The sequence below is a fragment of the Exiguobacterium sp. s28 genome, from assembly GCF_018618135.1.
GTDB classification, from domain to species: domain Bacteria; phylum Bacillota; class Bacilli; order Exiguobacteriales; family Exiguobacteriaceae; genus Exiguobacterium; species Exiguobacterium mexicanum_A.
This window is the reverse complement of sequence record NZ_JACSLL010000001.1, coordinates 34,610-61,020: the sequence shown is the minus strand read 5'-3', so window position 1 is coordinate 61,020 and position 26,411 is coordinate 34,610. Positions and strand designations below refer to the sequence as shown.

Annotated in this window: 29 protein-coding genes; 23 read left to right on the top strand and 6 right to left on the bottom strand. The window is 54.1% G+C overall.

Annotated elements, in window-relative coordinates; genetic code table 11:
- The first annotated feature begins 132 nt into the window (after positions 1–132).
- Complete coding sequence (locus KNP78_RS00335; protein ID WP_214823103.1) at positions 133–1,263, top strand: M20/M25/M40 family metallo-hydrolase; 1,131 nt, start codon at positions 133–135, stop codon at positions 1,261–1,263.
- Positions 1,264–1,307: 44 nt separating this feature from the next.
- Here the strand turns inward: KNP78_RS00335 and KNP78_RS00330 are convergent, their stop codons facing one another.
- On the bottom strand, positions 1,308–1,481 hold the full coding sequence (locus tag KNP78_RS00330; protein WP_167491781.1) for a hypothetical protein: 174 nt from the start codon (positions 1,479–1,481) through the stop codon (positions 1,308–1,310).
- Between the two features lie 75 nt (positions 1,482–1,556).
- On the opposite strand from KNP78_RS00330, the gene rnz reads away from it, so the two are divergent.
- Genes rnz through KNP78_RS00295 form a run of 7 tightly spaced genes read left to right on the top strand, consistent with a single transcriptional unit; the run spans position 1,557 to position 6,212 of the window.
- Complete coding sequence (gene rnz / locus KNP78_RS00325; protein ID WP_138859294.1) at positions 1,557–2,462, top strand: ribonuclease Z; 906 nt, start codon at positions 1,557–1,559, stop codon at positions 2,460–2,462.
- Position 2,463: 1 nt separating this feature from the next.
- Positions 2,464–3,354 carry a hypothetical protein gene (locus tag KNP78_RS00320; protein ID WP_138859295.1) on the top strand — a complete coding sequence of 297 codons (891 nt, stop codon included), beginning with the start codon at positions 2,464–2,466 and terminating at the stop codon, positions 3,352–3,354.
- Positions 3,351–3,761, top strand: a complete 411-nt coding sequence (locus KNP78_RS00315; RefSeq protein ID WP_214823102.1) for a DUF4430 domain-containing protein — start codon at positions 3,351–3,353, stop codon at positions 3,759–3,761. The genes KNP78_RS00320 and KNP78_RS00315 overlap by 4 nt, the downstream gene beginning before the upstream one ends.
- Positions 3,739–4,407, top strand: a complete 669-nt coding sequence (locus KNP78_RS00310; RefSeq protein ID WP_214823101.1) for a hypothetical protein — start codon at positions 3,739–3,741, stop codon at positions 4,405–4,407. The genes KNP78_RS00315 and KNP78_RS00310 overlap by 23 nt, the downstream gene beginning before the upstream one ends.
- Entirely contained in the window at positions 4,376–5,338 is a 963-nt protein-coding gene (locus KNP78_RS00305; protein ID WP_214823100.1) for an ATP-binding cassette domain-containing protein, read from the top strand. Before KNP78_RS00310 ends, KNP78_RS00305 begins: the two co-directional genes overlap by 32 nt.
- Complete coding sequence (locus tag KNP78_RS00300; RefSeq protein WP_214763205.1) at positions 5,311–5,856, top strand: hypothetical protein; 546 nt, start codon at positions 5,311–5,313, stop codon at positions 5,854–5,856. The genes KNP78_RS00305 and KNP78_RS00300 overlap by 28 nt, the downstream gene beginning before the upstream one ends.
- A 35-nt stretch (positions 5,857–5,891) precedes the next feature.
- Entirely contained in the window at positions 5,892–6,212 is a 321-nt protein-coding gene (locus KNP78_RS00295) for a hypothetical protein (RefSeq protein WP_214823099.1), read from the top strand.
- 68 nt (positions 6,213–6,280) lie between these two features.
- On the opposite strand, the gene KNP78_RS00290 is transcribed toward KNP78_RS00295, so the two are convergent.
- Positions 6,281–7,075: an SDR family NAD(P)-dependent oxidoreductase gene (locus KNP78_RS00290; RefSeq protein ID WP_251128396.1), complete on the bottom strand. Its 795-nt coding sequence runs from the start codon at positions 7,073–7,075 to the stop codon at positions 6,281–6,283.
- A 150-nt stretch (positions 7,076–7,225) separates the two neighbouring features.
- Here KNP78_RS00290 and KNP78_RS00285 point away from each other — a divergent pair, with 150 nt between their 5' ends.
- From KNP78_RS00285 to KNP78_RS00275, 3 genes are all read left to right on the top strand, one after another.
- Positions 7,226–8,128, top strand: coding sequence for a peptidase U32 family protein (locus KNP78_RS00285; RefSeq protein ID WP_084592826.1), 903 nt, complete (start codon positions 7,226–7,228; stop codon positions 8,126–8,128).
- Between the two features lie 10 nt (positions 8,129–8,138).
- Complete coding sequence (locus tag KNP78_RS00280) at positions 8,139–9,392, top strand: peptidase U32 family protein (protein WP_138859303.1); 1,254 nt, start codon at positions 8,139–8,141, stop codon at positions 9,390–9,392.
- 81 nt (positions 9,393–9,473) lie between these two features.
- Positions 9,474–10,859, top strand: coding sequence for an MATE family efflux transporter (locus KNP78_RS00275; protein ID WP_034777906.1), 1,386 nt, complete (start codon positions 9,474–9,476; stop codon positions 10,857–10,859).
- On the opposite strand, the gene KNP78_RS00270 is transcribed toward KNP78_RS00275, so the two are convergent.
- Complete coding sequence (locus tag KNP78_RS00270) at positions 10,854–11,723, bottom strand: DMT family transporter (RefSeq protein WP_138859304.1); 870 nt, start codon at positions 11,721–11,723, stop codon at positions 10,854–10,856. The genes KNP78_RS00275 and KNP78_RS00270 overlap by 6 nt on opposite strands.
- Positions 11,724–11,849: 126 nt before the next feature.
- On the opposite strand from KNP78_RS00270, the gene KNP78_RS00265 reads away from it, so the two are divergent.
- Positions 11,850–13,976: a DNA topoisomerase III gene (locus KNP78_RS00265; protein WP_214823098.1), complete on the top strand. Its 2,127-nt coding sequence runs from the start codon at positions 11,850–11,852 to the stop codon at positions 13,974–13,976.
- Between the two features lie 30 nt (positions 13,977–14,006).
- Here KNP78_RS00265 and ytzI read toward each other — a convergent pair whose 3' ends face one another.
- Positions 14,007–14,174: a YtzI protein gene (gene ytzI, locus KNP78_RS00260; RefSeq protein ID WP_131436521.1), complete on the bottom strand. Its 168-nt coding sequence runs from the start codon at positions 14,172–14,174 to the stop codon at positions 14,007–14,009.
- Between the two features lie 161 nt (positions 14,175–14,335).
- Between ytzI and KNP78_RS00255 the strand changes: the two genes are divergently transcribed.
- Positions 14,336–15,448, top strand: coding sequence for a PP2C family protein-serine/threonine phosphatase (locus tag KNP78_RS00255; RefSeq protein WP_138859306.1), 1,113 nt, complete (start codon positions 14,336–14,338; stop codon positions 15,446–15,448).
- A 41-nt stretch (positions 15,449–15,489) separates the two neighbouring features.
- Here the strand turns inward: KNP78_RS00255 and KNP78_RS00250 are convergent, their stop codons facing one another.
- Entirely contained in the window at positions 15,490–16,425 is a 936-nt protein-coding gene (locus KNP78_RS00250; protein WP_034777898.1) for a magnesium transporter CorA family protein, read from the bottom strand.
- A gap of 141 nt (positions 16,426–16,566) precedes the next feature.
- On the opposite strand from KNP78_RS00250, the gene KNP78_RS00245 reads away from it, so the two are divergent.
- On the top strand, positions 16,567–16,944 hold the full coding sequence (locus KNP78_RS00245) for an Hpt domain-containing protein (protein WP_214823097.1): 378 nt from the start codon (positions 16,567–16,569) through the stop codon (positions 16,942–16,944).
- Between the two features lie 43 nt (positions 16,945–16,987).
- Here the strand turns inward: KNP78_RS00245 and KNP78_RS00240 are convergent, their stop codons facing one another.
- Positions 16,988–17,863 carry a chemotaxis protein CheV gene (locus tag KNP78_RS00240; RefSeq protein WP_214823225.1) on the bottom strand — a complete coding sequence of 292 codons (876 nt, stop codon included), beginning with the start codon at positions 17,861–17,863 and terminating at the stop codon, positions 16,988–16,990.
- A 227-nt stretch (positions 17,864–18,090) separates the two neighbouring features.
- Between KNP78_RS00240 and KNP78_RS00235 the strand changes: the two genes are divergently transcribed.
- The 9 genes from KNP78_RS00235 to KNP78_RS00195 all read left to right on the top strand — a co-directional run bounded on the left by KNP78_RS00235 (position 18,091) and on the right by KNP78_RS00195 (position 26,405).
- Positions 18,091–19,527: an NADP-dependent glyceraldehyde-3-phosphate dehydrogenase gene (locus tag KNP78_RS00235; protein ID WP_214823224.1), complete on the top strand. Its 1,437-nt coding sequence runs from the start codon at positions 18,091–18,093 to the stop codon at positions 19,525–19,527.
- 101 nt (positions 19,528–19,628) lie between these two features.
- Complete coding sequence (locus tag KNP78_RS00230) at positions 19,629–20,606, top strand: MBL fold metallo-hydrolase (RefSeq protein ID WP_214707548.1); 978 nt, start codon at positions 19,629–19,631, stop codon at positions 20,604–20,606.
- Complete coding sequence (locus KNP78_RS00225) at positions 20,603–21,349, top strand: SDR family NAD(P)-dependent oxidoreductase (protein WP_034777889.1); 747 nt, start codon at positions 20,603–20,605, stop codon at positions 21,347–21,349. The genes KNP78_RS00230 and KNP78_RS00225 overlap by 4 nt, the downstream gene beginning before the upstream one ends.
- A 34-nt stretch (positions 21,350–21,383) precedes the next feature.
- A complete protein-coding gene (locus KNP78_RS00220) occupies positions 21,384–22,553 on the top strand; it encodes an ABC transporter substrate-binding protein (protein ID WP_214823096.1) in 1,170 nt (389 codons plus the stop codon).
- Entirely contained in the window at positions 22,540–23,313 is a 774-nt protein-coding gene (locus tag KNP78_RS00215; RefSeq protein WP_138859311.1) for an ABC transporter permease subunit, read from the top strand. Before KNP78_RS00220 ends, KNP78_RS00215 begins: the two co-directional genes overlap by 14 nt.
- Positions 23,310–24,011 (top strand): ABC transporter permease, encoded by a 702-nt coding sequence (locus KNP78_RS00210; RefSeq protein WP_214823095.1) that lies wholly within the window; start codon positions 23,310–23,312, stop codon positions 24,009–24,011. Before KNP78_RS00215 ends, KNP78_RS00210 begins: the two co-directional genes overlap by 4 nt.
- A complete protein-coding gene (locus KNP78_RS00205) occupies positions 24,008–24,895 on the top strand; it encodes an ABC transporter ATP-binding protein (RefSeq protein WP_138859313.1) in 888 nt (295 codons plus the stop codon). The genes KNP78_RS00210 and KNP78_RS00205 overlap by 4 nt, the downstream gene beginning before the upstream one ends.
- On the top strand, positions 24,895–25,476 hold the full coding sequence (locus KNP78_RS00200) for a CDP-alcohol phosphatidyltransferase family protein (protein ID WP_138859314.1): 582 nt from the start codon (positions 24,895–24,897) through the stop codon (positions 25,474–25,476). Before KNP78_RS00205 ends, KNP78_RS00200 begins: the two co-directional genes overlap by 1 nt.
- The gene (locus KNP78_RS00195) at positions 25,473–26,405 is read left to right on the top strand and encodes an NAD(P)/FAD-dependent oxidoreductase (protein WP_214823094.1); all 933 of its coding nucleotides are present in this window, start codon (positions 25,473–25,475) and stop codon (positions 26,403–26,405) included. The genes KNP78_RS00200 and KNP78_RS00195 overlap by 4 nt, the downstream gene beginning before the upstream one ends.
- Positions 26,406–26,411: the final 6 nt, after the last annotated feature.

The window sequence follows — 26,411 nt, the reverse complement described above, 5'->3', positions numbered from 1 at the left end:
GCTTTTTCTGTTTCTTACTCATGACGTTCCTCCAAATGTGTTTGTCCTCATTGTACAGAATGGAAAAGGTTCGTGCAAACGGCACGAGTTTGTTATAATAACCTAGAAATGTTTGGATGGAGGGATGTTTTCATGGTAAACGAGAAACGGGTGCTTGACACATTTTTACAGTTGGTCGGCATCGATTCGGAGACGAAAGAAGAGGCAGTCATCTGTGAGCATTTAAAGGCGGTCTTCACTGAGCTCGGATGTGACGTCTACGAGGACGACGCATCGACGAAAACGGCTCATTCAGGTAACAACCTCATCATCACGCTACCTGCGACGAAACAAGGCGTCGACCCGATTTATTTCACGGCGCATATGGATACGGTCACACCAGGTAAAGCGATCAAGACGAGTATTCAAGATGGCTACGTCGTGACGGATGGGACGACCATCCTCGGCGCTGATGATAAAACTGGTTTGACGGCGATGATTGAGCTGGTCCGTGTTTTGACGGAACAAGCGATTCCGCACGGTCAAATCCAATTCGTCATCACGGTCGGCGAAGAGTCAGGTCTCGTCGGGACGAAAGTACTCGACTTGTCGAAAATTGATGCGAAGTTCGGTTTCGCGCTCGACTCGGACGGCCCGGTCGGCGATATCATCGTCGCTGCCCCGACACAAGCGAAAGTGAACGCTAGAATTTACGGTAAGACGGCGCATGCCGGTGTCGCGCCTGAGAAAGGGGTCTCGGCCATTCAAATCGCGGCGAAAGCGATCGCGAAGATGAAGCTTGGACGAATCGATGACGAGACGACAGCGAATATCGGACGGTTCGAAGGCGGACGTGCCACGAACATCGTCTGCGATTACGTCGAGGTGCTCGCCGAAGCGCGCTCGCTCATCCACGAGAAGATGGAAGCCCAAGCCGAGTCGATGAAACAAGCTTACGTCGAGGCGGCAGCGGCACATGGTGGCCGAGCCGAAGTCGACATCGACATCATGTACCCGGGCTTCAAGTTCGAAGAAGGCGACGAAGTCGTCGAAGTCGCGAAAGCGGCGGCGGCGGCCATCGGACGCCCGACACGAATCTTACATTCAGGTGGAGGGTCAGATGCGAACGTCATCGCTGGGGGCGGGATTCCGACCGTTAACCTCGCTGTCGGTTATGAAGAGATTCATACGACGAACGAGCGCATGCCGCTCGTCGAGCTATACAAGTTGGTTGAATATGTCGTTCAAATTGTCGAGCACGTCGCGACACCGAAAACGAAGTGAAAAAGAGCCGACGCGATGTCGGCTCTTCCTATGTGTTCGAGTGATTATGCGGCGAATTCCAATGATTCCAAGACGAGTTCGTCTGAACAGTGAAGTTCCATCGCTATGTCGTGAATGTGGATTGAGGTGCCTAGTTCTTGTTGGTGTTTGCGATTCATTGAAGTCGCCCGTTCCCGGATCAGTTCATAGATCGAGTCGGAATGTTCAACTTTATTCATCACGGATCACATCCTTTATCAACGATTGCCTACAGTATAGCATGGAATGCACTAGAAGAAAGGACAAAATTATTTATGAAGTTACAATTTTTAGGAACTGGCTCCGGCATGCCCTCGAAACAACGGAACGTTTCCGGTCTGGCGCTCACGCTTTCGAAACAGACGTGGCTCATCGATTGCGGTGAAGCGACCCAGCACCAAATGCTTCATACGAAAGTCAAACCGCGTAAAGTCTCGGCCGTCTGGGTGACCCACCTCCACGGTGACCACGTGTTCGGCCTGCCCGGTTTCTTGTCGACGCGTTCAGCGCTCGATGGGTCAAGCCCGCTCACGCTTTACGGACCGAAAGGCATCAAGAAGTGGCTCGAGTTGACGATGAAAGTGACTGGGTCGTATCTCGGTTATGACTTGTCGATCGTCGAATATGAGGACGGCGATACGTTCGAACAGGACGGTCATCTCGTCACGGTCAAACGATTGGACCATCGTTTTCCGTCGTACGGATTCCGGATCGAGGCACCCGAAAAGCCCGGTGCGCTTCTCGTCGATAAAGTGAAGGCGCTCGGGATTCCGAGCGGACCGATCTATCGGACGATCAAGCAAGAGGAGACGTTCGAGTTTGAAGGAGAAACCTATCTCTCTAAAGAATACGTCACTGACGCGGTCCGTGGACCAATCGTGGCGATTCTGGGGGATACGATTCCTTGTCCGAACGCGGTCGTCCTCGCCGAAGGCGTCGATGTGCTCGTCCACGAGGCGACGTTCATGGACGAAGAGGCAAAGCTCGCCCGTCAATATGGTCACTCGACGACGGTCGAGGCGGCGACGCTCGCGAAGACGGTTCAAGCCGGACGCTTGATTGTCACCCATATCTCGGCCCGCTATCAAGGTCGGGATGATGAATTTTTAGACGAAGTCCGAGCCGTCTTCAAAGACAGTTTTGTCGCCAGCGACTTCTTCGAGTTTACAGTGGGGGATTAACGTGACAGTACAACTATACGTATGGCTTGGATTTTTTGTCATCAGTACGTTGCTAGGTTTACGCTTGAATCAACTGAAAGAACCCGAACCGAACTTTTTCTTTAAATTTTTATTTTTCTCTTTGCTCGGAATCGTGTCGTTCCCGATTGGCGGGTTCCATATCCCCATCGGTTTTCTCATGTCATTCTTGTTTTTTCCGAAACGAAATAGCCGCTATAAATGGTACGGTGCGCTCGTCGGCTTCTTTTTCTTCATCGTCTTGTTGTTCGTCCCGTTGTTTGATCAATCTGAGTTCCGGGCCGAGTCGCAACAAATCGGGGCGGTGTCGATTCAAGACGAGACATTTGACCGGATGACGGACAATATCTTACGTCGCATCAATAGTGACTCGATTAAACTCGACCGAAGCAAGATGGTGTTCACCGAGGACGGGGAACTCCGCTCGCTCGAATATTTGCTCATGGTCGAGCGCTCGAACTCGTTTCAACAGATTCGAATCAACTATGACGAGTCCGGTGAGTTGTCGTATCGCCAAGTCGACGAACTGAACATGGACTCGGGAAGTGCGTTTTTCGAGAAGCTGGTCGACTTTGAACATATGCTCGATGCCGTACGCGACACGCCTTGGTCTGAATTTGCGGACCGAGTCGACGCGCCGCTTCTCCAGTTCTCGTTTGACGGCCTGTACGACATGTACACGTTCGAGAACGAGTCGATGCTCATGATCAATCGTGATCGCCGGCTCGTCAAGTTCTGGTTGCAACGAGAACCTGTGCTCGCCAACAGCATCCAATTGTCTGGGCTCAGTCAAGAAGGCCGGACGACTGGTGAAAAATATACGATTCTATACAATTATTCTATCCATCAACGAGAGGATTTGACCGACCAATGAAAAAACTGCTCTTGATGAGTTTACTCGTCCCACTTTTGACCGCATGCGGCGGGGAAGAAACGACGAACGGAGATGCGGCCTGTGACGTCAAACCGACGATTTCCGTTTATGATGCTGCGACCGAGGAGACGTTGTTCCATGAGAAGAGCGTCTGTTTAGAGGACGGGGCGACAGTGCTCGATGCCCTTGAAGCGACTGAACTCGACATCGAATCGGTCGGTAGCGGGGAGATGACGTACGTGACGGCGATCGACGGCATTCAAGAGAAGTCGGCCGGTCAATCGTCGGGCTGGGTCTACGCCTTTAATGGAAGCCCGGGCGACGAAGGCGCTGGGGCCAAAGAAGTCGAATCGACCGATATTATTCAATGGCGTTTCGAAGAAGATGCGATTTCTTTCTTCGAATAAGGCAGATTGGGAGCGCAGACATCCGGTCACGCTCCTTTTCTTCTTAGTGGCCCATCTGTTCATCCTGACTTATTTAAATGACTCGGTCTGGTTCCTTCTTGGACTTGTCGGCCTGTTGCTCCTCGAACGACGGTTTCCGCTGGCGACGCTCGGTGTTTTGGCCGCGTTCATGTTGATCTCGTTTGCACCGATTGTTTTTGGGTGGAACGTCTCTCTCATGGGCATCACGAATCAATTGATTCCATTAGCCACATTTTTGTTCGGTATGATCTGGGTGAACCGGTTCATGCGACTCGAACGATTGCTTCCGTTCTTGAACAGATGGCCGCGTTCGACCCGGTTGCTCTATGGGGGATGGGCCCTCGTCCCGTCGATGGAGCGGGCGGTGCGATTATCCATTGCGAGCCATCCGAGGCGCGAGTGGCAAGAGGCGATCGTGGTCGGTATCGACAGTCAACGCCTTGAACCGGTGTATGTGACGAATCGAATGCGACGTTTCGAACGGCATGACACCGTCCAATGCCTCGTCTTGCTCGGTTTCGTGGCGATCGCCTCGATGGGAGTGCCGGTCGTGTGGTTACTGTATCCATATTTGACGAAAGGAGGGTTGCGCGATGCGTTGGTTATCCTTGACAGACGGACATGATGAATTCGATGAGTGGGTGAGGGAAGAACGAGCGCGAGTCATCCGCCTTGATACCCCGCTTGCCGGGAAGGTTTCATCGCTCATTTCTGGGAGTGACGCCCTGCGAGGAGCCGAACTGGCTGCCATTCTTCAAATCGATCATCTATTTCATAAGCGATTCGATGAGTGCTCAAGTGGAGAACGGCAACTCGTCCGCATCGCTCACGCCCTCGCCGATTCAGCCGAGGCGCTCGTCTTGATTGAGCCGTTTCGACATTTAGATCGGTTTCGGGTCGAGCATTTAACGATGTTGCTCAGCAGGCTGACCGGGCTCGGCGTTCGGATTGCTTACACGGATAGGGCGCGCGAACATAGTCCGTCCGGCGCGTTTCACGTCAATCCGACCATGAATCAGCCTCAACTTATCGTCACGGACGTGTCCTATCGCCACCCGTTACAGGCGTCCTATGCGGTCGAGCATGTGTCTTACGAAATGAAGGGCCCGGGTCTGACCGTCTGTATCGGTACGAATGGCAGCGGGAAGTCGACGTTGCTCGAATTGATTGCCAAAAGCGTGCGTCCGTTGTATGGGAAGGTCAAATGGACCGAGCGGCCGGTTTATTTACCGGCCGAGCAAGAGTTTGGTCCGTTCCCGCATGCGACGAATCGTCGCCTCGCTCAACTGCAAGCCATATTCGATTCTGAGGCATCTCTGTTCTTGTTGGACGAGCCAAGCGTGGGCTTGACCGAGCAAGAGCGCTCTCAGTTTGAACGGGCGTTAATCGAGAAAGCCGGGACGGCGCACATCATGTGTGCCACCCATGACGAGCAACTGATTCAGGCGGCAGACCGCATCATTTGCCTGTCGAACGGGATGCTCGTCTTTGATGGGGATCGCAGCGACTATATGAAACGGAGTGCGCTATGGTCACATATGTCCTCATCCTCTTGATTGCAGCGGGGGTCATGTCGAGGTTCGAACGGAGTGACGCCCCGATTGCCGTCTTGACGCAAATTCTCGCTCTCGCGGTCATCGGACGTTGGCTGTTCGTGGCCATCCCGAATGTCCAACCTTCGACAGCGCTGCTCATGCTGACGACCCTTTATTTTGGATTCACGAGTGGGGCCATGTTGGCATTGTTCGTTCCGATTTTATCAGGTCTGTTGCTCGGGGTCGGCCCGTTCGTTCTGTTTCAATTTTTAGGGTGGCTCCTTGTCGTCGTCGTCGTCTCGTTCTTGAAGCCATTGCTCCGTCGCTCCCGGTTGTTCCTTGCCGCCGTCGGTCTCGGGGCCGGCTTTTTATTCGGATGGACGGCCAACCTGTCCTTCGCCGAGGTGATCGGGGTCGACTTCGTCAAATTGCTCGTGCTCAGTTTGCCGTTCGATATGGCCCATGGCATCGGGAATGCCGTCTTTCTCGTCTTATTGCACGATCTGTTCGTTCGCATATTTGTACGAGAAGACGGGTAACAAGTAGATATCACACCGAGTGAGGTGACGCGTGCATGAGCGGATACGTCAATCTAGTTGAAATCGGTTGGTTTCTTTTCATTGGACTGTTGTTTATGGGACTCAATTTATTGTTGATGTCTCGTCGTCTCATTCGAACGCGCTATGGGATGCTCAGTATTTTCGGCGCGAGTGTATGGCCTGCACTAATGATCGTCCTGTCTGTACAAGGGGGACGCGTCCTTGACGGACTGGCCGAGCGAGCGGTCACGCTCGAGAGCGTGTTGGCCTGGGCAGTCGTCGTGGCGACGGCTCTGATGGTGTGTATTCCGGGTGTTTCACTGATTCGGCGCATGGTGCAGTTGGCTCGACATTGAACAATCACTATACGTAAAAGGAGGAGGTCCCACAACGGGAACCTCCTCCTTTTTATTGATTATGATTGTCAGGTCGTCGGCACATCTTCCGTTCCGGCATTTGACGGTTTTTGGAACCGGCGCAAGATCTCGAGGCTGACCGCCCTAGGCATGAGTTTGGCCGCGGCCACGAGCAACTGGTTCGAGACGCCGGGAACGACCACGCGTTTGTTATTCATGACGCCTTTATAGCCGAAGAAGGCGACGAGGTGGGACGGCATTTTCGACACCATCATTTCGCTGCCGGCACGATTGAAGAAACCGGTATCGGTCGGTCCCGGGCACAGGACGCTCACGTTCACACCTGTTCCTTTCACTTCGGCATGGAGCGCCTCGGTGAGTGACAACACGTACGCTTTCGTCGCATAATAGACCGCCATGTAAGGGCCAGGTTGGAAGGCGGCGACTGAGGCGACATTTAAGACATAACCATGATTTCGCTCGACCATGCCAGGTAAGTAGGCTTTCGTCAGTTCGGTCAAGGCGTTGACGTTCAAGCGGACCTCTTCGGCCTCGGTCTCGGCGTCGAGGTCGATGAACTCGCCGGCCGTCCCGAAACCGGCGTTGTTGATTAAAAAGTCGACCGTCAGTCCGGCGTCTTCAATCGCGTTTGTCAGTCGTTTTGCGGCCTGATGTTCAGACAAGTCGAGGGCGAATACGTGCACGTGGACACGGTACCGCTTCTCCAGTACTTTTTTCAATTCGTGCAAACGGGGCTCGTTGCGAGACACGAGGATACAGTCAAACCCGTCCCGGGCCGCTAAAACGGCAAGATCGAGGCCAATTCCGGTCGAGGCTCCAGTAATTAAGGCGGTTTTTGTCAAAATCGTCCACTCCTTCGATGTAAAAAGTCATACTTTGTTACTGATTTCTTCACGAGTTGTTAAATTCCTGCACGGCCACCACATCAAAACGTGTGCTAGAGTATAGCAAGAATATGTGATTAGACTCACAAAGTGAGGAGAAGAAAGCAAATGATGATTCAGCTAGTGACTACGGCACAAAGCGTCGAGCAAGCAGAGGCGCTAATCATGGCGGGCTCCGACCGCATCTATATCGGAGATTCAAAATACGGGTTACGCCACAAAGGTGACTGGTCACTTCCGGCTGTGCGAGAAGTCACAGCAGTAGCCCACCGATACGGCAAAGAAGTGACGGTCGCTGTCAATAACTTGATGCATAACGAGCAGATCGAGACGCTCCCTGAATATTTGCAGGAACTCAAAGCGATCGGAATCGACAGTGTGACGGCAGGCGACCCTGGCGCCATCCGTCTGATCCGTAATGCCAATATCCCCTATTGGTATGATGCTCAAACGCTCGTCACGTCGGCGAGACACATTCAGTTTTGGGGGAAGCGTGACGCCATCGGGGCGATCGCAGCCCGTGAAGTGACGTTGACCGAACTCGGGATGATCCAACAACAGATCGGTTTGCCGGTCGAAGTGCAAGTGTATGGCCCGACGTGCATCCATCATTCGAAACGTCCGCTCTTGACGAACTACTTCAACGAGATCGGCCGGTCGAACACATTGGCAGAAGCACGAGAGTATTATGTGAGCGAACCGTCGGATGCGGACAGTCGCTACCCCGTCTATCAAGACGACAACGGTACGCACGTCTTCTCTGAAGATTTGACACTCATGGGACAATTGCCCACGCTCTTGAAGGGCGGGTTGCACACGTGGAAACTCGAAGGCTGGCATGCGGGCGATGCGTTCGTCGACATCGTCCGTCTGTTCGATAAAGCCCGGTCGGATCTATTGAACGGGCGGTTCGACCGTCATGGCATGGAACGGCGTCTCGCCGAACTCCAACCTGAACAATTCCGGCTCGGGACCGGACTGTTGTTACGAAATCCAGAAGAGATCAAGTGAGGGAACCGAGATGAAAAAACGTCCAGAACTATTAGCACCAGCTGGGAACTTAGAAAAATTGAAGATGGCGATTTTGTACGGGGCCGATGCGGTCTTTATCGGGGGGCAACAGTTCGGGCTCCGTTCCCGGGCGGGTAACTTCGGTTATGAAGAGATGGCCGAAGGAGTCGCGTTCGCCCATGCTCGTGGCGCAAAAGTGTATGTCGCGGCCAACATGGTGACGCATGAAGGGGATATCGACGGTGCTGGCGAGTTCTTTTGCAAGCTTCGCGATATCGGCATCGATGCCGTCATCGTGTCCGATCCGGCCATGATCGAGGTGTGCCTCACGGATGCACCGGGACTTCCGGTCCACTTGTCGACGCAGGCGTCAGCAACAAATTACGAGACACTCCGTTTCTGGCAAGAGGAAGGATTGGAGCGAATCGTCCTCGCCCGCGAAGTTTCGATGGAGGAAATCAAAGAAATGAAACGGCAAGTCGATGTCGAAATCGAGACGTTCATCCATGGGGCGATGTGCATCTCGTACTCGGGGCGTTGCACGTTATCAAATCATATGGCGCTCCGCGATGCGAACCGGGGTGGCTGTGCCCAATCTTGTCGTTGGAAATATGGTTTCTTCGAGGCGGACGAGCTGTTGACCGACGAGATGGCGGCACGCGACGAGGAACCGTTCTCGATGAGCTCGGTCGATTTGGCGATGGTACGCCACATCCCGGACTTGGTCGATGCTGGCGTCGACAGCTTGAAAATTGAGGGACGGATGAAATCGATTCACTATGTGGCAACCGTCTGTAACGTCTACCGTCAAGTCATCGACGCCTACTGCGCCGATCCTGAAGGGTTCGAGTTCGACCCGGCGTGGGAAGAAGAAATTTGGAAAGCGGCACAACGAGAACTCGCGACCGGATTCTATTACGGCGTCCCGACCGAGAACGAGCAACTGTTCGGCAAGCCGCGCGCCATCCCGCAATATGCATTTGCGGCACGCGTCATCTCCTATGATCCGACGACACAAATGGCAACACTCGAGCAGCGGAACCATTTCCGACGCGGAGAAGAAGTCGAGTTCTTCGGCCCCGGCTTCGTCCGTTTCTCCCAGCGAATCGATGAGCTGTACGATGAGTCGGGAGAAAGACTTGAGACGGCGAACCAGGCGATGATGACGGTGCGCGTCAAAGTCGAGCAGCCGGTCGTGACCGATTTCATTATGCGCAAACGAAAAGCCGGCGTCGTGAGCCCTCCAGTGCCGAGCCCGGTCTGACACATCCGGTAAGACAACATAGTCGACCGTTCCATCCAATCTTGCTACCCTATTAACATAGACGAAAAAGGGGATGGAAGCATGAATCAAAATACGGAGCAGCTCCGGACCGACCCGATCGGACGCCTGCTATTCAAGCTGTCGCTACCTGCGATGATCGGCATGCTGGTGACGGCGCTCTACAATATCATCGATACGATCTTCGTCGCCCGCGGCATCGGGGCGACCGCCGTGGCCGCCATCGGGATCGCTTTCCCGATCCAGATGATTCTCATGGCCGTCTCGAGCGCGGTCGGGTTGGGCGGCGCCTCGATCAGTTCACGGAAACTAGGTAAAGGGGATGATGCCGGTGCCGCCGTCACGTTTTTGAACGTCCTCGTCCTCGTCGGGGTGTTTGCGGCCTTCGCAGTCAGTTCCGCCTTTTTCATGTTAGATGACATTTTGACAGTGTTCGGAGCGACGTCGGCCATCATGGAACTGAGCCGTCAATACTTATCTGTCGTGCTGATCAGCTCGCCGTTCTTCATGTTCACACTCGCGGCGAGCGCGATGGTACGGGCTGAAGGGCAAGCGCCCTATCAGATGAAAGTGATGCTCACGACCGTCGTCGTCAATTTGGTGACGACACCGCTATTCATCTTCACGTTCGACTGGGGCATTTACGGTGCGGCCTGGTCGACTGCGCTCGCCCAAGTCGTCGGATCGGTCCTCATGCTTCGGTTCTTCTTCGCGAAAAAAAATCGCCGGACCGAGCTCGACTTCCAATGGCGGAAGTTTCGACTACGGTTCGGCGAATTAAAAGAGATTATGGCGATTGGGTCGTCCTCATTCATCATGATGGTGTCGCAATCGATTCTATTCGTCGGCGTCAACGTCATGCTCGGAACGTATGGTGGCACCGAGGAGCTCGCCATCTTTGCGATCATCAATAAATTCATGGCGCTCGTCGGGATGCCGATCATGGGCATCGTTCAAGGCATGCAGCCGATCGTCGGGTACAATTTCGGGGCCAGACAATTCGACCGGATGCGCGAGACGATTTGGACGGCGTTGCGGGTCGGGATTGCCATCGCGGTCATCATCTGGCTGACGCTCCAGTTGATTCCGGAACAGCTCATGCGGATGTTCACGACCGACGCGAACTTGATTGCCGGCGGGGTGACGGCCATCCATGTGTTGTTCGCCGTCTCGTTTCTCCCGAGCGTGCAAATGCTCATCAACGGCATTTATCAATCGCTCGGAAAGGCTCGTGTCGCGATGTTCTTGTCACTGTCGCGCCAAACGCTCTATACGATTCCGCTCGTCTTCATCTTGCCGAACTTCTTCGGCGTGTTCGGGGTGTGGCTCGCGTTTCCAATCGCCGATGCCATGACCTTCTTGACGGCGGTCGGTATGGCGGTGTGGGACCGCAAGTTATTGTTCCGCCCGTCTGAGGAAGAAGTCGAAGCGAAAGCGACCAATTTATAAAGCGACGTCCGTTCTGGTGGAACGGGCGTCTTCTTTTAGGAACAAATAGATTCCGCCGAGCAGGACGGCCGCGCCGATCCATTGCATCACGCCGAGACGTTCGTCGAAGAAGACGAACCCGAACAGCATGCCCCACAGTGCCTCGCCAAGGATGGTGATGCTGACGACGGTGGCACTGACCCGGGCGAGCGCATAGTTGAACAAGTTATGCCCTAAAATCGTCGGGAAGAAGGCGAGGGCGAGGAAATACCACCAGTTGACCGATTCGAACGCGGTGAACGTCGTCCCCCGCACGAGGAGCATGAAGCAGAGGACGACCGTCGCGACGAGATAGACGCTGAACGAGTAAGTATTCGTGTTCATCTCGGTCCGGACGTGTTGACCGACGAGCCAATAGCCGGCGATAAGAAGGGCGGCGATTAAGGCGAGCAGGTCCCCGAAGAGCGCTTCGCGTCCAAGTTGGATGTCACCCGCCGCGACAAGCATGCCCCCAAGGACGGCGATGAGTGCAAAGGCTAAACCTTTTCGGGTCGGATTCTTTTTAAAAATCAAGGCGTTCCCGATTAAAACGAAAATCGGACTCGACGTCACGAATAACGTTGAACTCGCGACGGTCGTATAATCGAGCGATAAAAACCAGAGCCAAAAGTGGAACGCCAGCAACGTCCCGCTGAGCAACAAGGCATATCTCGTCATGAGACGCGTCCCGATGAGTGACTTGAAGTCGACAAACGGCAACAACATCAGACACGTGATCAGCATTCGGTAAAACGCGGCCGTTTCGGCCGGCGCGGACGTCCATTTGACGAATAATACGCTCGTCGACAAGAAAAATACAGCGGCGAATAAAATGAGATAAGACAATCGACATCCCCCTTTATGTTGTACATACTCTTCTAATGATATTATAGAATAGATAAGAAAATACATTCTTTCTCGAAAGTGTCGTTCCGACGAGATATTTCGGATGACTTTGAAAGTAGGGATCCTATGAGACTAATCATCGCGGAGAAACCGTCGCAGGCTCAAAAACTGGCTGCGCCGTATCCATCAAAAAAGAAAAAAGACGAGATTGAGATTGCTTCTTGCGCCCGTTTCCCGGAAGGTGCCATCGTCGTGTGGGCGGTCGGTCACTTATGCGAGCTTCAAGAACCGTCCCACTATAAACCGGAATGGAAGTCGTGGAAATATGAGTCGCTCCCGATTGTGCCGGACCGATTCGACTATCGCATCTCGAAAGGTAAATCGAAACCGTTCCAGACGATCAAAAAATGGCTGCACGATCGCTCCATCACCGATATCATCATCGCGTCCGATGCCGAGCGAGAAGGAGAAGCGATTGTCCGGCTCATTTTACGACTCGCTGGCAATAAAAAACCGTTGTCACGCCTTTGGATCTCAAGTTTGACCGAACAGGCGGTCGAACGTGGTTTCGCCGAACTGTTGCCCGGCGACCAGACCGTCCCTTATTATCATGAGGCGATGAGTCGTGCTTGTGCCGACTGGCTCGTCGGTATGAACGCCTCAAGGGCATATACGACGCTGTTGAAGACGATCGGTATCGAGGACGTGTTCTCGCTCGGTCGTGTCCAGACGCCGACGCTCGCTTTGATCGTCAATCGTGAACGTGAGATTAAACAGTTCGTCCCAGAGCCGTATTTCGAGGTCGAGGCGACACTTCAAAAAGGACGTGGCACGTTCAAAGCGAAATACACGCTCGGGAAGACGACGAAACTGAAGACACGCGAACAAGCCGATGCGGTCGTCAACCGGGCGACCGGGACAGCGATTGTCCGTTCGATTGACAAAGAGGACAAGACGGAATACCCGCCGTTTTGGTTCAGTTTATCGGGTTTGCAGGCCGAGGCCGGCAAGCGGTTCGGCTTTGGGGCGAAGAAGACGCTCGATATCGCTCAAAAGTTGTATACAAAAGGGTGGATCAGTTATCCACGAACCGACTCGAGCTTCGTCACACCGGACGAAGCGACACTGTTCCCGCAGACGAAAGCCCGGCTGTTGAAGTCCGCGGCCTATGCCGGACTTCAGGACGTGTTGACCGAGAATCCGTCGCGAAACAGTCGCTACGTCAATGCGAAAAAGGTCAGTGATCACTATGCGATCATCCCGACGGAGGCGTGTGGCGATGTGGCTCGGCTCAGCGGGGACGAGGCAAAACTATACGATTTGATTAACCGTCGCTTTCTTGCGGCGTTCGCCCCTCCGGCGAAGCTTGAGAAGACGACGGTCGACCTCATGGACGGGGACGACCTATACCGGGCGAAAGGGACGGTCGTCGTCAGCCCCGGGTACCGGCAAGTCGTCGAGATGAAGTCCAAGGACGTGGAGCTCCCGGCACTTACGGTCGGTGAACCGTTGACCGAAAAAAAAGTCGAAGTATTATCGAAACAGACGGAGCCACCGAAACGGTATACGGAAGGGGCACTGATCATGGCGATGAAAGTGGCCGGCAAGCAACTCGATGATGAGGAACTGATTCACATCATGAAAGAAGTCGAAGGGCTCGGCACCGAGGCCACGCGGGCCAATATTATCGACGGATTGAAAAAACGGGGTTATGTCGACCTGCAAAAGAAAGAGCTCGTCCCGACCGACAAGGGCCGTCTCTTGATCGATGTGCTCGGCGACAGCATCCTCGCCTCGCCGGCCATGACAGCGAAGTGGGAGAAGCGGCTCCATGAGATTGGACAGGCATCGGCATCCGCCGCCGAGTTTATCGAACAGGCGAAAAAGATGTCGATTCATCTCGTCGAAGAGGCGAAAGCGCGTGTCGAGTCGGCAAACCCGGAAGGCTACACGATCGAAGCAAGACGTTTCGGGAAAAAATCTGCGGCACGGCCAAAAGCGTCGTTCGGCATCTGTCCGAGCTGCGGCAAAGGGCTCGTCGAGCATCCGAAGTTTATCGGCTGCAGCGGTTATCGCGAAGGATGCAAGTTCACGATGTCGAAACAAGTGCTCGGCGTCGGGATTGCCAAGGATGAGCTGAAACAGATGATCAACGGCGGCCAGTCGAACGTGCATACGTTCAAAAAAGGGGACAAGACGTTCGACGCTGCGCTCTATCTTGAAAAAGGGGCGCTCCGATTAGAATTTAAATAAAAAATAAGAGCCATCCGTCGTGGATGGCTCTTATTTTTTCTGCTGCTCATCTTCGGTGATGCGGCGGTTAATTTCCTCGTAATCGAGCACGATGTCGTCTTTGTTGTCCTTGTAGGCGTATCCTTTTTGAATGACGACGATCGAGGCAATCAAGACGAGCAAGATAATCAAACCGCTCACTGCAAAAATCCATCCCATGGGCCATTCCTCGCTTTCGTACTTCTAGTATGCCAAAAACGAAAGAGATTCTCCATCTTTCGGGTACTTCGAACTGTCACAGCATTGAAATACCTAATGAGGCGATTAGATATGATACAATAATATGCAGAAGAACACTGACAGAGAAAGTAGGGATGACTATGGCGATTTTGATTGTGGACGACGAACCGGTCAATACGATGGTTCTCGAACAATTATTGCATCAACATGATTATGAGACGATTTCGGTCTCAAGTGGTGAAGATGCGCTCGCGCTCCTGATGGATCCGCAAGCCCCGTCGCTATACGACCTTGTCCTGCTCGATGTCGAGATGCCAGGGATTTCTGGGATTGAGACATGCAAACGGATTCGACAGATGACCGGTTACGAGGAATTGCCCGTGATCATGGTCTCGGGCCGCACCGAAGAAAAGCAGATTGCGGAAGGACTTGACGCTGAGGCGTCCGATTATACGACGAAACCGATTAAAATCACGGAACTGCTCGCACGGATCCGTTCGGCGCTTCGCTATAAAGCAGCCGTGGATGAACGGAAGAAATATGAGGCACGTCTTCAATATGACCTCGATCTCGCGCAAAAGATTCAACAGAGTGCCTTGACCCCACCGATCAGTAACGATGAGATTGACGTCCGGGCCTTGTATTTGCCGTCTAAAAAACTGGCCGGTGACATGTATGCCTGGTTCCAGGTCGCACCTGATCGCTACGGCGTCATCATCTTTGATGTGATGGGGCATGGCGTGTCGTCGGCGTTGATTACGATGGGCATTCGTTCGATTTTACCGGGCCTCGTCGGCAACGTCCAATATCCGGTCGATGTGATGAGCGAGTTGAACCGCCAGATGACGTTCTTGTTCTCGGGAGAGGACATGCAGAGCTACTTCACGGCCGTATACTGCTATATCGATACGACGAAGCGTCAAATCGAGTACGTCAACGCCGGACATCCGCCAATCATCGTGACGTCTGATACAGGCGTCACGCGCCTCGAGACGACCGGAGTGCCGGTCGGTATGTTCGAGGAGCCGAACTATGAGTCAAACGTGATTGACATCGAGCCGGGTATGACGATGCATATGTATACGGATGGGCTGATGGAATGTTACAGCAAAGACATCGATGACGGCATCCGTTGGCTCGAGAAGGACATCGCGTCCTACGGGCTCGACTACGCACGCCATGTCGCCGAACAGCTCGTTCCTAAAATCGAGATCGACGATGACCTTTGTCTCGTCACGGTCAAATTGATGTAAATAAGAGGGTGTCACCGTAGCCGGCGACACCCTCCTTTTCTTTAGAAATAACGCTTACGCCACAAAATATAAAAGGCGAGGCTTGAGAAGCCGACCATCATCGCGAGCGCGAACACGAAACCGATCGATTGGCCTTCCCATGGGACTTGAACGTTCATCCCGAATATCCCAGAGATCATCGTCGGGATGCTCAGCACGATTGTGATCGAGGCCAAGAATTTCATGACGAAGTTGACGTTGTTCGAGATGATTGAACCGAAGGCGTCCATTTTAATGCTGATGATGTCGTTATAGATCGACGCCATCTCCATCGCCTGGCGGTGCTCGACGAACACGTCTTCGAGCAATTCCTCGTCTTCCTCGTGCTTCTCGAGGCTCGGTGTCTTGACGATGCGGTCGAGGACGCTGTCGTTCGCTTTAAGTGAGGTCATGAAATAGACGAGCGACTTCTGTAAGTTCATCAATTGAAAGATTTCCTGATTTCGCATCGAACGTTGCAACTCTTGCTCGAGCTCGTCCATGCGCCGGTCGATTTGGCGAAGGAAACGCAAGTACGTCATGCTGACTCGGTGCAAAATCTGGAAGACGAACCGGCTCCGATAGTTCGTTCGGAACAGCCGGGCTTTTCCGTTGGCGAACAGGTTGAGCACGTCGAGGTCTCGTGAGCAGACGGTGATGAAATGTCGGCCGGTGACGATGATACCGAGTGGAATCGTGTTGTAGGCGCGTCCCGTATCATCTTCTTCCACGTACGGGACGTCGATGATCATGAGGAGCCCCTCATCATCTTTTTCAAATCGTGGTTTTTCTTCAATATCAAGCGGGTCGTAGACGAAGTCTTCAGGAATGCCGGAGGCGGCGATGACTTGATCAGCCTCGTCTTTCGTCGGATTGACGAGTTGGATCCAGCTTCCTTTATCAAAGTCGTCGATTTCGTCGACACGCCCAGATGCGTCGGTACGGTAAATCGTTAGCATAATGTTCCTCCTACCTTAGCTCAACCTAATTATAGGTAGGCGATTGAGAGAGTGCAATCGGAAAAGGAGGAGTTTTTTTGTTTTTTCTCGAAAACATGCTACAGTGGGAAAGAATGGCAGTAGGAATGAGTCAAAGGAGGGATGAAGTTGTCACAAACGCCCCATAATGCTCTGTTTAACGAAGAAAAGTTGGCGGAGCTCCATCAAATCGCTAGCGGAAATAAAGAATTTTTGAAAAAGATTGCCGATACGTACGTGCGTCAATTCGAGGCGAAGTTCCCTGAATTGAAGCAGATGGTGCGTGAACAAAATCACGAACAAATCGAACAACTTGCTCACTTGTTGAAAGGGGCCTCTTATTCTGTCGGGCTCGATGAGACGGCCGCTCGATTCCATCAGCTCGAAATGGCTGGGGAGACGAACGAGACGTCGAACCTCGAACCGATTCTCGATGAGATTGAAGCCGATATGCATCGCTTCGATCAAGAATGGGACACCCACTTGAACGAGTTGCCATAGGAAAAACGGAATTCCGCCGCGAGGCGAAATCCCGTTTTTCAAATCAGGCTAAAAAATCGTCGAGTGTGGCGATCAGCATGCCGATCTCTGGTTTTGTGATCTGGGCGTTCGCCCCGACCGCGTCGCCTTTATGCTTCAAATCATCCGAGATGAGTGAAGAGAAGATGACGATCGGCAGGTCGGCGAATTGGTCCATCTCACGGAGTCGTTTCGTCAAATGCAAGCCGTCCATTTGCGGCATCTCGATGTCGGTGATGAGCAGGTCGCAATGAACGTCGCTCTGTTCGAACGCATCGAGCGCTTCCTTTCCGTTGTTGAAGATCGTCGTGTTGAAGTAGCCGGCATCGTCGAGCGTGTCGATGATGAGCGTCCGTAACATCTCTGAATCTTCCGCGATCCACACTTGTTTGTTCGACCGTTCCCGGGCACCGAGCCGTTTGACCGATTCGCGGGCCATGATATCCTTTCGTGACAATTCGAGCGCAATCCGCTCGTAATCGAGAAGGATAATCATCTGGTCTCCCGTTTTGACGACCCCGTTCGTGATGCCTTGCATGCCGCGCGCGAGATCGGACGGCGTGTCGATCTGTTCCCATGAGATTCGTTTAATTTCGGTCACTTGGTCGACGCGGAGCACCGACTTTTCTCCGTTGAACTCACAGACGATCAAGCGGTCGTTCTCTCCAACGTCACGCGGGTGACCGATGACCATTGGTAAATCGATGACGGTCATGACCTCGCCGCGAAGCTCGATGAGCCCCATGATCGCTTCCGGGGTACCCGGTAGCGGGGTGAGGGGAAGCATCGTGATGATTTCACGTACTTTCATGACGTTGATCCCGAAAATGAACGGGCCAGATTGGAAAATGACGATTTCTAATTCGTTCGTGCCTGCCTCAAGTAAAATATTATGATCCATGCTCACTGGTGGTCCCTCCTAGTTCACGTACTCTCTTCCTTTCTATCGGTCGATTTGATGAACATCTACAGTTGAAAGTGTCAAAGTCGAGGCGGAATTGACAAAAAATTGACGAGTAACCGTTTACATTACATAAACTGAATCTTTATAGTTGTTCTACCGATTTGATTTTGCATACAATGGGGGTGGCAACGAGATATCAAAGCTTACTCAGGAGGCAGATAGAGATTATGAGTATGAACACGTATCCATATTTAATTAATGGACAATGGCAGGAATCAACAACGAACGAAACAATCGAACTCGTTTCACCTTATACAGAAGAAGTCGTCGGACATGTCCAGGCGATGTCTCGTGATGAAGTCGATGAGGCAATTCACGGCGCGAAAAGCGCACAACAGGAATGGGCGGCGCTTCCGGTCAACAAGCGTGCCGAACTGTTGTACGCTTGGGCGGACAAACTCGATGAGCGCGTAGATGAGATCGGTCAAATCATCATGCGCGAAGTCGGGAAAAACTTGAGCGATGCGAAGAAAGAAGTCGTCCGGACAGCAGAAATCATTCGCTATACGGCGGAAGAAGGACTTCGCTTCACAGGCGGATTCATGCAAGGCGACTCATTCCCGGGCGGTTCGAAGAACAAGATGGCGATCATCAAGAAAGAAGCACTCGGTGTCGTCCTCGCTATCTCGCCGTTCAACTATCCGGTCAACTTGGCAGCAGCCAAAATCGCACCGGCTCTTATCACTGGTAACGCGGTCGTGTTTAAACCAGCGACACAAGGCGCTATCAGCGGTGTGAAAATGGTCGAGGCACTTCAAGATGCAGGTCTTCCGAGCGGTCTATTGAACCTCGTCACAGGACGCGGATCGGTCATCGGTGACTACTTGACGTCACACCCTGGCATCGACATGATCACATTCACAGGTGGTACCGGGACAGGTCAACACTTGTCGCAACAGGCATCGATGGTACCTGTCGTGCTCGAACTCGGCGGGAAAGATCCGGCCCTTGTCCTCGAAGATGCGGACCTCACCCTGGCTGCCGATCAAATCATCAGCGGGGCGTTCTCGTATTCAGGACAACGCTGTACGGCGATCAAGCGCGTATTCGTGCTCGAGCATCAAGCAGACGAACTCGTCGGTATGTTGAAAGAACGTGTCGAGAAGCTCACGGTCGGCTCACCGGTCGATAACAGCTTTATCGTCCCACTCATCGACAAGAAGTCGGCAGATTACGTCCAAGGTTTGATTGACGACGCCGTCAACAAACAAGCGACGGTCGTCTACGGAAACGAACGCGACGGCAACCTCCTTCATCCGACGCTCCTCGACCACGTCACGCGTGAGATGCGCGTCGCTTGGGAAGAGCCGTTCGGACCGGTGTTGCCGGTCATCCGCGTCAAGTCGCTCGACGAGATGATTGAACTCACGAACGAGTCTGAGTTCGGTCTTCAAGCGAGCGTGTTCACACAAAACGTGAACAACGCCTTCACGGTCGCCGACAAGCTCGAAGTCGGTACAGTCCAAGTTAACGGTCGCACAGAACGCGGCCCTGACCACTTCCCGTTCATCGGCGTGAAGCAATCAGGCCTCGGGGTCCAAGGGATTGGACGCAGCCTCGAGACGATGACACGCGATAAAGTTACCGTCATCAACTTATAAGTGATTGGAGAGGAGAAATCCTCTCCTTTTTTTGTGTGATTGAAATCCATTCTGATCGACAGGTATAATGAGTGAAGATAGGTGGAAGGGGTTGTGGGGACGTGGCGAACTGGATTTCAAGCCAACTGGCAAGACTCGATATACCGACGCCGTTCGAGGTCGGCAACGTGAACGTCTATGTCGTCGAACATATGAACCGTTTCTTCATGGTCGATTGTGGACCAGACACGGAAGAGGCGTGGACTTCATTGACGACACAATTGGCCGAGCTCGAACTGAATCTCGCGGATATTGATTTTTTATTTTTGACGCACCATCATGCCGACCATGCAGGGCAGGCCTGGCGTTTACGTGACGCCTCGATTCCTGTATATGGACACGAGAAGCTCGTTCGCTATTTGGAACAGACACCGAACTTCATCAAACGGGGCAACCAGTTCTTACACGACTTGGCGCACTGGTTTGGTACACCCGAGTCGATTGTGAACAAACTGCCTGATTATCGGGAAGCGTTGCGTTGGATCGGTCCGACGACCGTCACGATGACGTTCGAGGACGGTCAGGATGTGACGAGTGACGGGGCATGGAAGACGATCCATCTGCCTGGTCATGCGAGTGACCAGCTCGGTCTGCTTGGTCCAGGCGGTGTCTTGATCGCGGGTGATCATTTGATCGATACGGTCGAACCGAACCCGCTCATTGAACAACCGTACGAGGAGGAAGGGTTTGCCTCACCGGTCGTCCTGTATCTCGATTCGCTCCGAAAACTTCAAGACGTCGATTTGAAGCTCGTCGTGAGCGGGCACGGGGAACCGATTCAAAAACCGCGACCGTTGATCGAGACGCGCATCGCCCAGCGTTATGAACGGAGTGAGTTGCTGCTCGCCGATTGGGTCGACGGGTTGAGCGTGTTCGATTGGTCGATGCGCCTCTATGGCCGCAAGATGCGTCGGGCGATGCCGCTCGTCTTCAGTGAGGTGTTCGCGCGCTTGACGTTGCTCGAGGAACGTGGCCGCGTCGTCAAACGGTTGACGGACGGGAAATGGATCTATATGAGAGCGGAGGAATTTGTGGAATGAGACATATTGTGATCACGGGTGCGTCGAGCGGCTTTGGGGCCGCGCTGGCGCATTCTTTTTATGAGGCGGGTGCCCGCTTGACATTGATTGCACGAAGTGAGGACCGATTGCGTGAACTCGGCACGAAACTATCGGCCGATTGGCTCGTCGCCGACGTCTGTACCGAATACGAGACGCTCGTGGCAAACGTCGAACGAACATACGGGCCGATCGACGTCTGGGTGAACAATGCCGGTATCGGTGAGTTCGACCGGGTCGTCGATCAATCGACCGACGTCATCGAGGAGACGATGCGCTTGAACGCGATCGCCCCGATGATGCTCGCACGTGACTGTGCCCGGTCGATGCGCCGCGGCAGCACGATCATCAACGTCTGCTCGCAAGCGGCGAAAGTACCGACGCCGAAGTCGGCCGTCTATGCCGGTTCAAAGGCGGCGTTACTTCAGTTCTCGAACGCGCTTCGGTTGGAACTGAAGCCGGAAGGGATTCATGTGTTGACGGTCAATCCGGGTCCGATCGCGACACCGTTCTTTCTCCGGGCCGACAAGAGCGGACGTTACGAGGCGAGCGTGAAATCGATTATGCTCAATCCCGATCGTCTCGCGAAACGCGTCGTCGCGGCATGCGAGGCGTCGAAACGTGAAGTGAACGCCCCGTGGTGGATGGAACTTGGCGCGAAACTGTACGCAATGTGCCCGGTCATGTTCGAACGGCTCGCAAAACGGGGATTTGACAGAAAGTAAATGCGCCAACATAGAGAAAAAAGGGGGTGACACGATGCGCCGATTGAAACAATTTGGCTTGATGCTGTCACTCATCTTCCTCGCTGCCTGCGGGACGACGCGCGCCGAGATCGCACCGACGTTCGAACAGGCAGCCGAAGAAGCGAAACAGTCGACGGTCAATTTTTATATGTGGGGAGGCGATGACGGCATCAATCGCTACATCGATGAGTATGTCGCGCCCCGCCTGAAAGAGACGTATGACGTGGAGTTGAACCGCGTCCCGATGGACACGGCCGAGTTCGTGCGCCAATTGTCGCTCGACAAGCGGGCAAATCGAGAAGAAGGGACGATCGACCTCATGTGGATCAACGGAGACAATTTCCGTAACGCCGCCGAGGCGGAGTTGCTCCAAGGCGACCTGCTCGACAAAATCCCGAACGCCGCGCTGTTGAACGAAGAAGCCCAGGCAACTGATACGGGCACCCCGACCGACGGGCTCGAGGTCGCCTGGGGGAACGTGCAGTTCGTCATGCACTATGATGCGGACAAAGTGAAAAATCCGCCGACGACGTTCGACGAATTACATCGTTGGACCGAAGAAAATCCGGGCCGTTTCACGTATCCTGAAGTGACAGACTTCACGGGCAACGCGTTCGTGCGCCATCTGCTCTACGCCGAGTATGGGACTGCGGCCGGTGACGGAGAGATTCCAGACGCGTTCTGGGAGAAGCTTGCGACGTGGTCGCCGACCCTATGGAAACAAGGGTCAACATATCCGAAGTCACTCGCCCAACTCGACCAGTTGTACGCCGCGGGTGACGTCTGGATGACGATGGGCTTCAATGAGCGCCGGGCCGAGGCGGAACGTAACGAGGGCGTGTTCCCGAAGGGGACACGGGCACTCGTGCTCGAGCATTCAATCGCCTCGACGCATTTTCTCGCCGTTCCGTTTAACGCCAAAAATCCGAACGGTGCGCTCGTGGTCATCAATGAGTTACTGTCACCGGAAGCCCAGCTCGCCAAACAAGATGCGACATACTGGGGGGACGGGACATCGCTTGATTTGACGAAACTCGATGCGTCCGACCGTGACGCCTTCTTGAAGCTTGATGACGGGGTCACTTATCCTGATCCGGAACGTCTCGCCGAACGATCGATTCCCGACTATGGGCCGGCCGTGATTGACGCAATTCGCGAGGAGTGGGAACGTGTCGCGCAGTAGTCTATGGATCAGTCTGTTCGTTCTGGCCTTGCCGTTCACCGGTGTCGCCTTCTTGATCTACGAGACCGTCGGCTTCGACTGGTCTGAGTTGAACGATGAGGCCTGGCGCGCCAGTCTCGCCGTGACGCTGTATGTGACACTCGTCTCGACGGCCATGTCCCTTGTCATCGGGACATGGCTCGCCCGGTCGGTGTACCGACGCCGGTCGACATGGCTCGCGTCGCTACTCAGATGGCCGATGTTCGTCCCGCACGTCGCGGCCGCGTATTTATTTTATGTCTTGTTCTCGAGTGGCTTCCCGTTCTATGGGGTGGTGGAGGCGAACGAACGTCACCACCTCGTCGTCATTTTGACGTACGTTTGGAAAGAGGTGCCGTTCGTGTTTTTGATGGTAATCGGGACGTATGCCCAACTGAATCGGGGTTACGTCGACATGGCGAAGACGCTTCAACTGACGCCGTTCGAACAATTTAAAGTGGCCGAATGGCCGTTCCTCGTCAAACCGCTCCTCGACTCGTTTTGGGTGCTCGTCGCGTTCATTTCGTTCGCTTATGAAGTTCCGGCCTTATTGGGGGTCACATTCCCCAAACTGCTCGGGGTGCTCGCGTATGAACGGTTGACGACCGGGCTGTTTTTAAATGCATTCGAGTCGTATGCGGTCGCGCTCGCTTGGACATTTTTCATCTTCAGCGGCGTCATCGCATCCTACGCTTTGACGGCTAAGCGGAGACGCCGAATCGAACGGGGGGTGAGACGATGAGTCGACTTTTCGTCGCTTGTTTCGTCGTCTTTCCATTCGTCGGGTTGTTTTTGACGTTCCCGACGTCGCTCACGTGGGACGAGGCGATTTTGAACACGGTCGTCTACGTGGTCGCCGTGGCGCTCATCAACGTTTGGCTCGGCATCGGGACGGCCTGGTGGCTCTTGTTCACCGAGTCGAAATGGAAGGCGTGGGTCGAATGGCTCACGTTTCTGCCATTGTTTATCCCCGTCTTGGCGAGCATGTTCGGCATGTATATCGCCCTCGCCCAAGTCGGACTCATCGGGACGTACACGGGGGTCGGGCTCGTCCTACTCGTCACGACGTTGCCGTATTCGATTCGATTGGCATACAACGCCATGTACGTGATCGGGAGACCGCTCCTCGAACAGTCACTGACGCTCGCGCCGCTCACCCGGATCGGGTTCGTCCTATTCCCGCTCATGAAAGAGTCGGTCCGGACGATCGTCTTGTTCTCGACCGTCATCGTGTTGAGTCAATTCGTGCTCGTCCAATTGATCGGGGCCGGACTCGTCCCGACGGTCACAACGCGACTGTATCAGGCCTACGCAGGCAATGACGTCTCATTGGCGTTACAAAATACATGGGTGCTCGTCTCGTTGCCGGCCTTATTTTATATCGGGCTCGGTGCGATGTTTGGCATCTGGATTAGATTGGTGAAGGGGCGTTTGCAATGAGCTTGGTATTGTCAGGAATACGAAAACGTTTTAAAGACCGCGATGTGTTGTGCGGCATCGATCTCACTATCCCGAACGGAGAAATCCATGCCCTCGTGGGTGTGAGCGGTTCCGGGAAGTCGACACTGCTCCGCATCGTCGCCGGACTTGAGACACTTGATGCCGGGTCGGTGACGTGGGAGGAGATACCGCTCGATGGGGTACCGCCTCACTTGCGCCGGATTACGATGTTGTCCCAATCCCCGCTCTTGTTTCCGCATCTGACAGTCGGCGAGAACGTGACGCTCGCCACGCCGAACCGGTCACGGGAAGAAGCGGAAGCGTGGCTCACCCGGGTCAAGCTTCCTGGCCGCTACGACGCTGAAATTCATGAATTGTCTGGAGGGGAACAGCAACGCGCGAGCTTCGCCCGGGCGCTCGCGGCCGCGCCTCGACTCATTCTGCTCGATGAGCCGTTCACGAACCTCGACCCCGGTCTCAAATCCGAGTTGCAACGACTGATTCGTGACCTCGTCCGTGAACTCGAGTTGACGGCGCTCCTTGTGACCCACGACCGGGAAGAAGCGATGCTTGTCGCCGACCGGGTGACATTACTCGAGACGGGTCGGGTTCTGGTGACCGGTACGCCGGGACGTTTATCCGAGACGGAGTCGACGTTCGGTGACTTTGTCGAAGTGAGCGGTACGCTGCTTCCGTCGACCGATATCGACGTGTCGACAGAGGCGACGTCCGATTCGATCGTGCTCGTCCGGACGTTCATTCGCTTCGGGCATCATTTCGGCGAGTACCGGCGCCCGACCGGGGAATATGTCATCTTACCGCGGAGCGAATCGTTCAAAGTCGGAGAGACGTATTATTTGCGACAGAAACAAGGAGGAATTTGATGTTAGACACATACGGTAGCCGCTTCGTCCGTCCCGTCATCGAGCGCGGGGCCGATCGGCTTTTGAAATGGAACTTTACCCCGAACGAGGTGACGATCCTCGGAGGCATCATCGGTGTCTCGGTCGGTCTGTTCATTTATAACGATATGTTGTGGACGGCCGTGTTGCTGTTATGGGTGTCGGGTCTCTTCGACGTCCTCGATGGGACGATGGCCCGGCGCTCCCAAAAGACGGGGTTCGGCACGGTGCTCGACCTCGTCTTCGACCGTATCGTCGAGATTGCCGTCGTCATCGCGCTCGCTCTACGACATCCTGAACATATGCCGATCTTCCTGCTCTTGCTCGGGTCGTTCGTCGTGGCGATGACGTTATTCCTCGCCGTCGGGGCGAGCAGCTCACGCCGTTCAGAGAAATCATTTTATTATCAGCCTGGTATTTTGGAGCGGACGGAATGTTTCATCTTGTTCACGCTCATGATTCTTTTCCCGACATGGATCGGCGTCATCGCGACGATTTTCCTCGTGCTTGAAGTGTTCACGATCCTCCAACGTTTGTTTGAAGCAAGGCGGATTCTAAGATGAAGCCGCGCCTTGTCTTGGTCGGGCTCGGTCATGGGCAGCTCGAGATTCTAGAACACCTCGATGCGCTTAACGAAAACTACGAAGTGTCGTATATCGGTGGACGAGAGGCGATTTATACGGGTGCGTTTCCTCAAGTGATCGCTGGCGAGATGGAATCGGCGACGACGCGGTTGCGTCGTGACGTCTCTCCCGTCGCCGAGCGCCTGATCGGTCTCGATCCGGATGCGCGCCTCGTCGAAACCGATCGCGGCCACGTCGCATATGACATCCTCGTGCTCGCGACCGGTGCGAAGAGTCGTGGGATCGGGAACCGGTTAAAACCGATGACGACAAACATGCTGGACGAGATTTTACAGAGTGATGCAATCACGATCGTCGGCGGGGGCAAAGCCGGAGTCGAACTCGCCTTCGCTTGCCTCAGACAGAAGCAACGCGTGACGCTCTATGCTCGTGACATCTTACCCGAACTTCCCCGTCATGTCGGGCGACAGATGGCGCGACGTCTCGTCCGCAGCGGCGTGATGCTCATTCTGACGTCGTTCCAACCAGGGACTCAGACAGAGGGACTCGTCTTAGACGCGACCGGTGTCGTTCCTGATGAGTTTTGGTCTGAGGCTGGACTTGCGGACGATGGGGCGTTCATCGACACGGAAGACGATTTGCGACACCCGGTCTACCGCGAGATTTATATCACCGGGGATATGGCGGCCCGATTGAACGGTGGTGTCGATGCCGTCCGTTCGGGTCGGCATGTCGCCCGTCAACTGCTCGGTACGCCACGCCGGTTCAAATCGCGGACGTCGCTCAATATTTTGTTGACGACCCCAGGACTGGCACTCTTGACGTTCGGGAAGCTGACATGGCACGGTCGTCTGCCGTTTTGGCTAAAGCGGCGCATCGACCGGCGTTATCTCGAGCGCTTCAAGTGAACAAAA

Bases quoted from the DNA above. Each gene is read 5' to 3' on its own strand.
- KNP78_RS00335 (WP_214823103.1), top strand. From the start codon at position 133: ATGGTAAACGAGAAACGGGTGCTTGACACATTTTTACAGTTGGTCGGC.
- KNP78_RS00330 (WP_167491781.1), bottom strand. From the start codon at position 1,481: ATGAATAAAGTTGAACATTCCGACTCGATCTATGAACTGATCCGGGAA.
- rnz (WP_138859294.1), top strand. From the start codon at position 1,557: ATGAAGTTACAATTTTTAGGAACTGGCTCCGGCATGCCCTCGAAACAA.
- KNP78_RS00315 (WP_214823102.1), top strand. From the start codon at position 3,351: ATGAAAAAACTGCTCTTGATGAGTTTACTCGTCCCACTTTTGACCGCA.
- KNP78_RS00310 (WP_214823101.1), top strand. From the start codon at position 3,739: ATGCGATTTCTTTCTTCGAATAAGGCAGATTGGGAGCGCAGACATCCG.
- KNP78_RS00305 (WP_214823100.1), top strand. From the start codon at position 4,376: ATGCGTTGGTTATCCTTGACAGACGGACATGATGAATTCGATGAGTGG.
- KNP78_RS00300 (WP_214763205.1), top strand. From the start codon at position 5,311: ATGGTCACATATGTCCTCATCCTCTTGATTGCAGCGGGGGTCATGTCG.
- KNP78_RS00295 (WP_214823099.1), top strand. From the start codon at position 5,892: ATGAGCGGATACGTCAATCTAGTTGAAATCGGTTGGTTTCTTTTCATT.
- KNP78_RS00285 (WP_084592826.1), top strand. From the start codon at position 7,226: ATGATGATTCAGCTAGTGACTACGGCACAAAGCGTCGAGCAAGCAGAG.
- KNP78_RS00280 (WP_138859303.1), top strand. From the start codon at position 8,139: ATGAAAAAACGTCCAGAACTATTAGCACCAGCTGGGAACTTAGAAAAA.
- KNP78_RS00275 (WP_034777906.1), top strand. From the start codon at position 9,474: ATGAATCAAAATACGGAGCAGCTCCGGACCGACCCGATCGGACGCCTG.
- KNP78_RS00265 (WP_214823098.1), top strand. From the start codon at position 11,850: ATGAGACTAATCATCGCGGAGAAACCGTCGCAGGCTCAAAAACTGGCT.
- ytzI (WP_131436521.1), bottom strand. From the start codon at position 14,174: ATGGGATGGATTTTTGCAGTGAGCGGTTTGATTATCTTGCTCGTCTTG.
- KNP78_RS00255 (WP_138859306.1), top strand. From the start codon at position 14,336: ATGGCGATTTTGATTGTGGACGACGAACCGGTCAATACGATGGTTCTC.
- KNP78_RS00250 (WP_034777898.1), bottom strand. From the start codon at position 16,425: ATGCTAACGATTTACCGTACCGACGCATCTGGGCGTGTCGACGAAATC.
- KNP78_RS00245 (WP_214823097.1), top strand. From the start codon at position 16,567: ATGAAGTTGTCACAAACGCCCCATAATGCTCTGTTTAACGAAGAAAAG.
- KNP78_RS00240 (WP_214823225.1), bottom strand. From the start codon at position 17,863: ATGGATCATAATATTTTACTTGAGGCAGGCACGAACGAATTAGAAATC.
- KNP78_RS00225 (WP_034777889.1), top strand. From the start codon at position 20,603: ATGAGACATATTGTGATCACGGGTGCGTCGAGCGGCTTTGGGGCCGCG.
- KNP78_RS00220 (WP_214823096.1), top strand. From the start codon at position 21,384: ATGCGCCGATTGAAACAATTTGGCTTGATGCTGTCACTCATCTTCCTC.
- KNP78_RS00210 (WP_214823095.1), top strand. From the start codon at position 23,310: ATGAGTCGACTTTTCGTCGCTTGTTTCGTCGTCTTTCCATTCGTCGGG.
- KNP78_RS00205 (WP_138859313.1), top strand. From the start codon at position 24,008: ATGAGCTTGGTATTGTCAGGAATACGAAAACGTTTTAAAGACCGCGAT.
- KNP78_RS00200 (WP_138859314.1), top strand. From the start codon at position 24,895: ATGTTAGACACATACGGTAGCCGCTTCGTCCGTCCCGTCATCGAGCGC.
- KNP78_RS00195 (WP_214823094.1), top strand. From the start codon at position 25,473: ATGAAGCCGCGCCTTGTCTTGGTCGGGCTCGGTCATGGGCAGCTCGAG.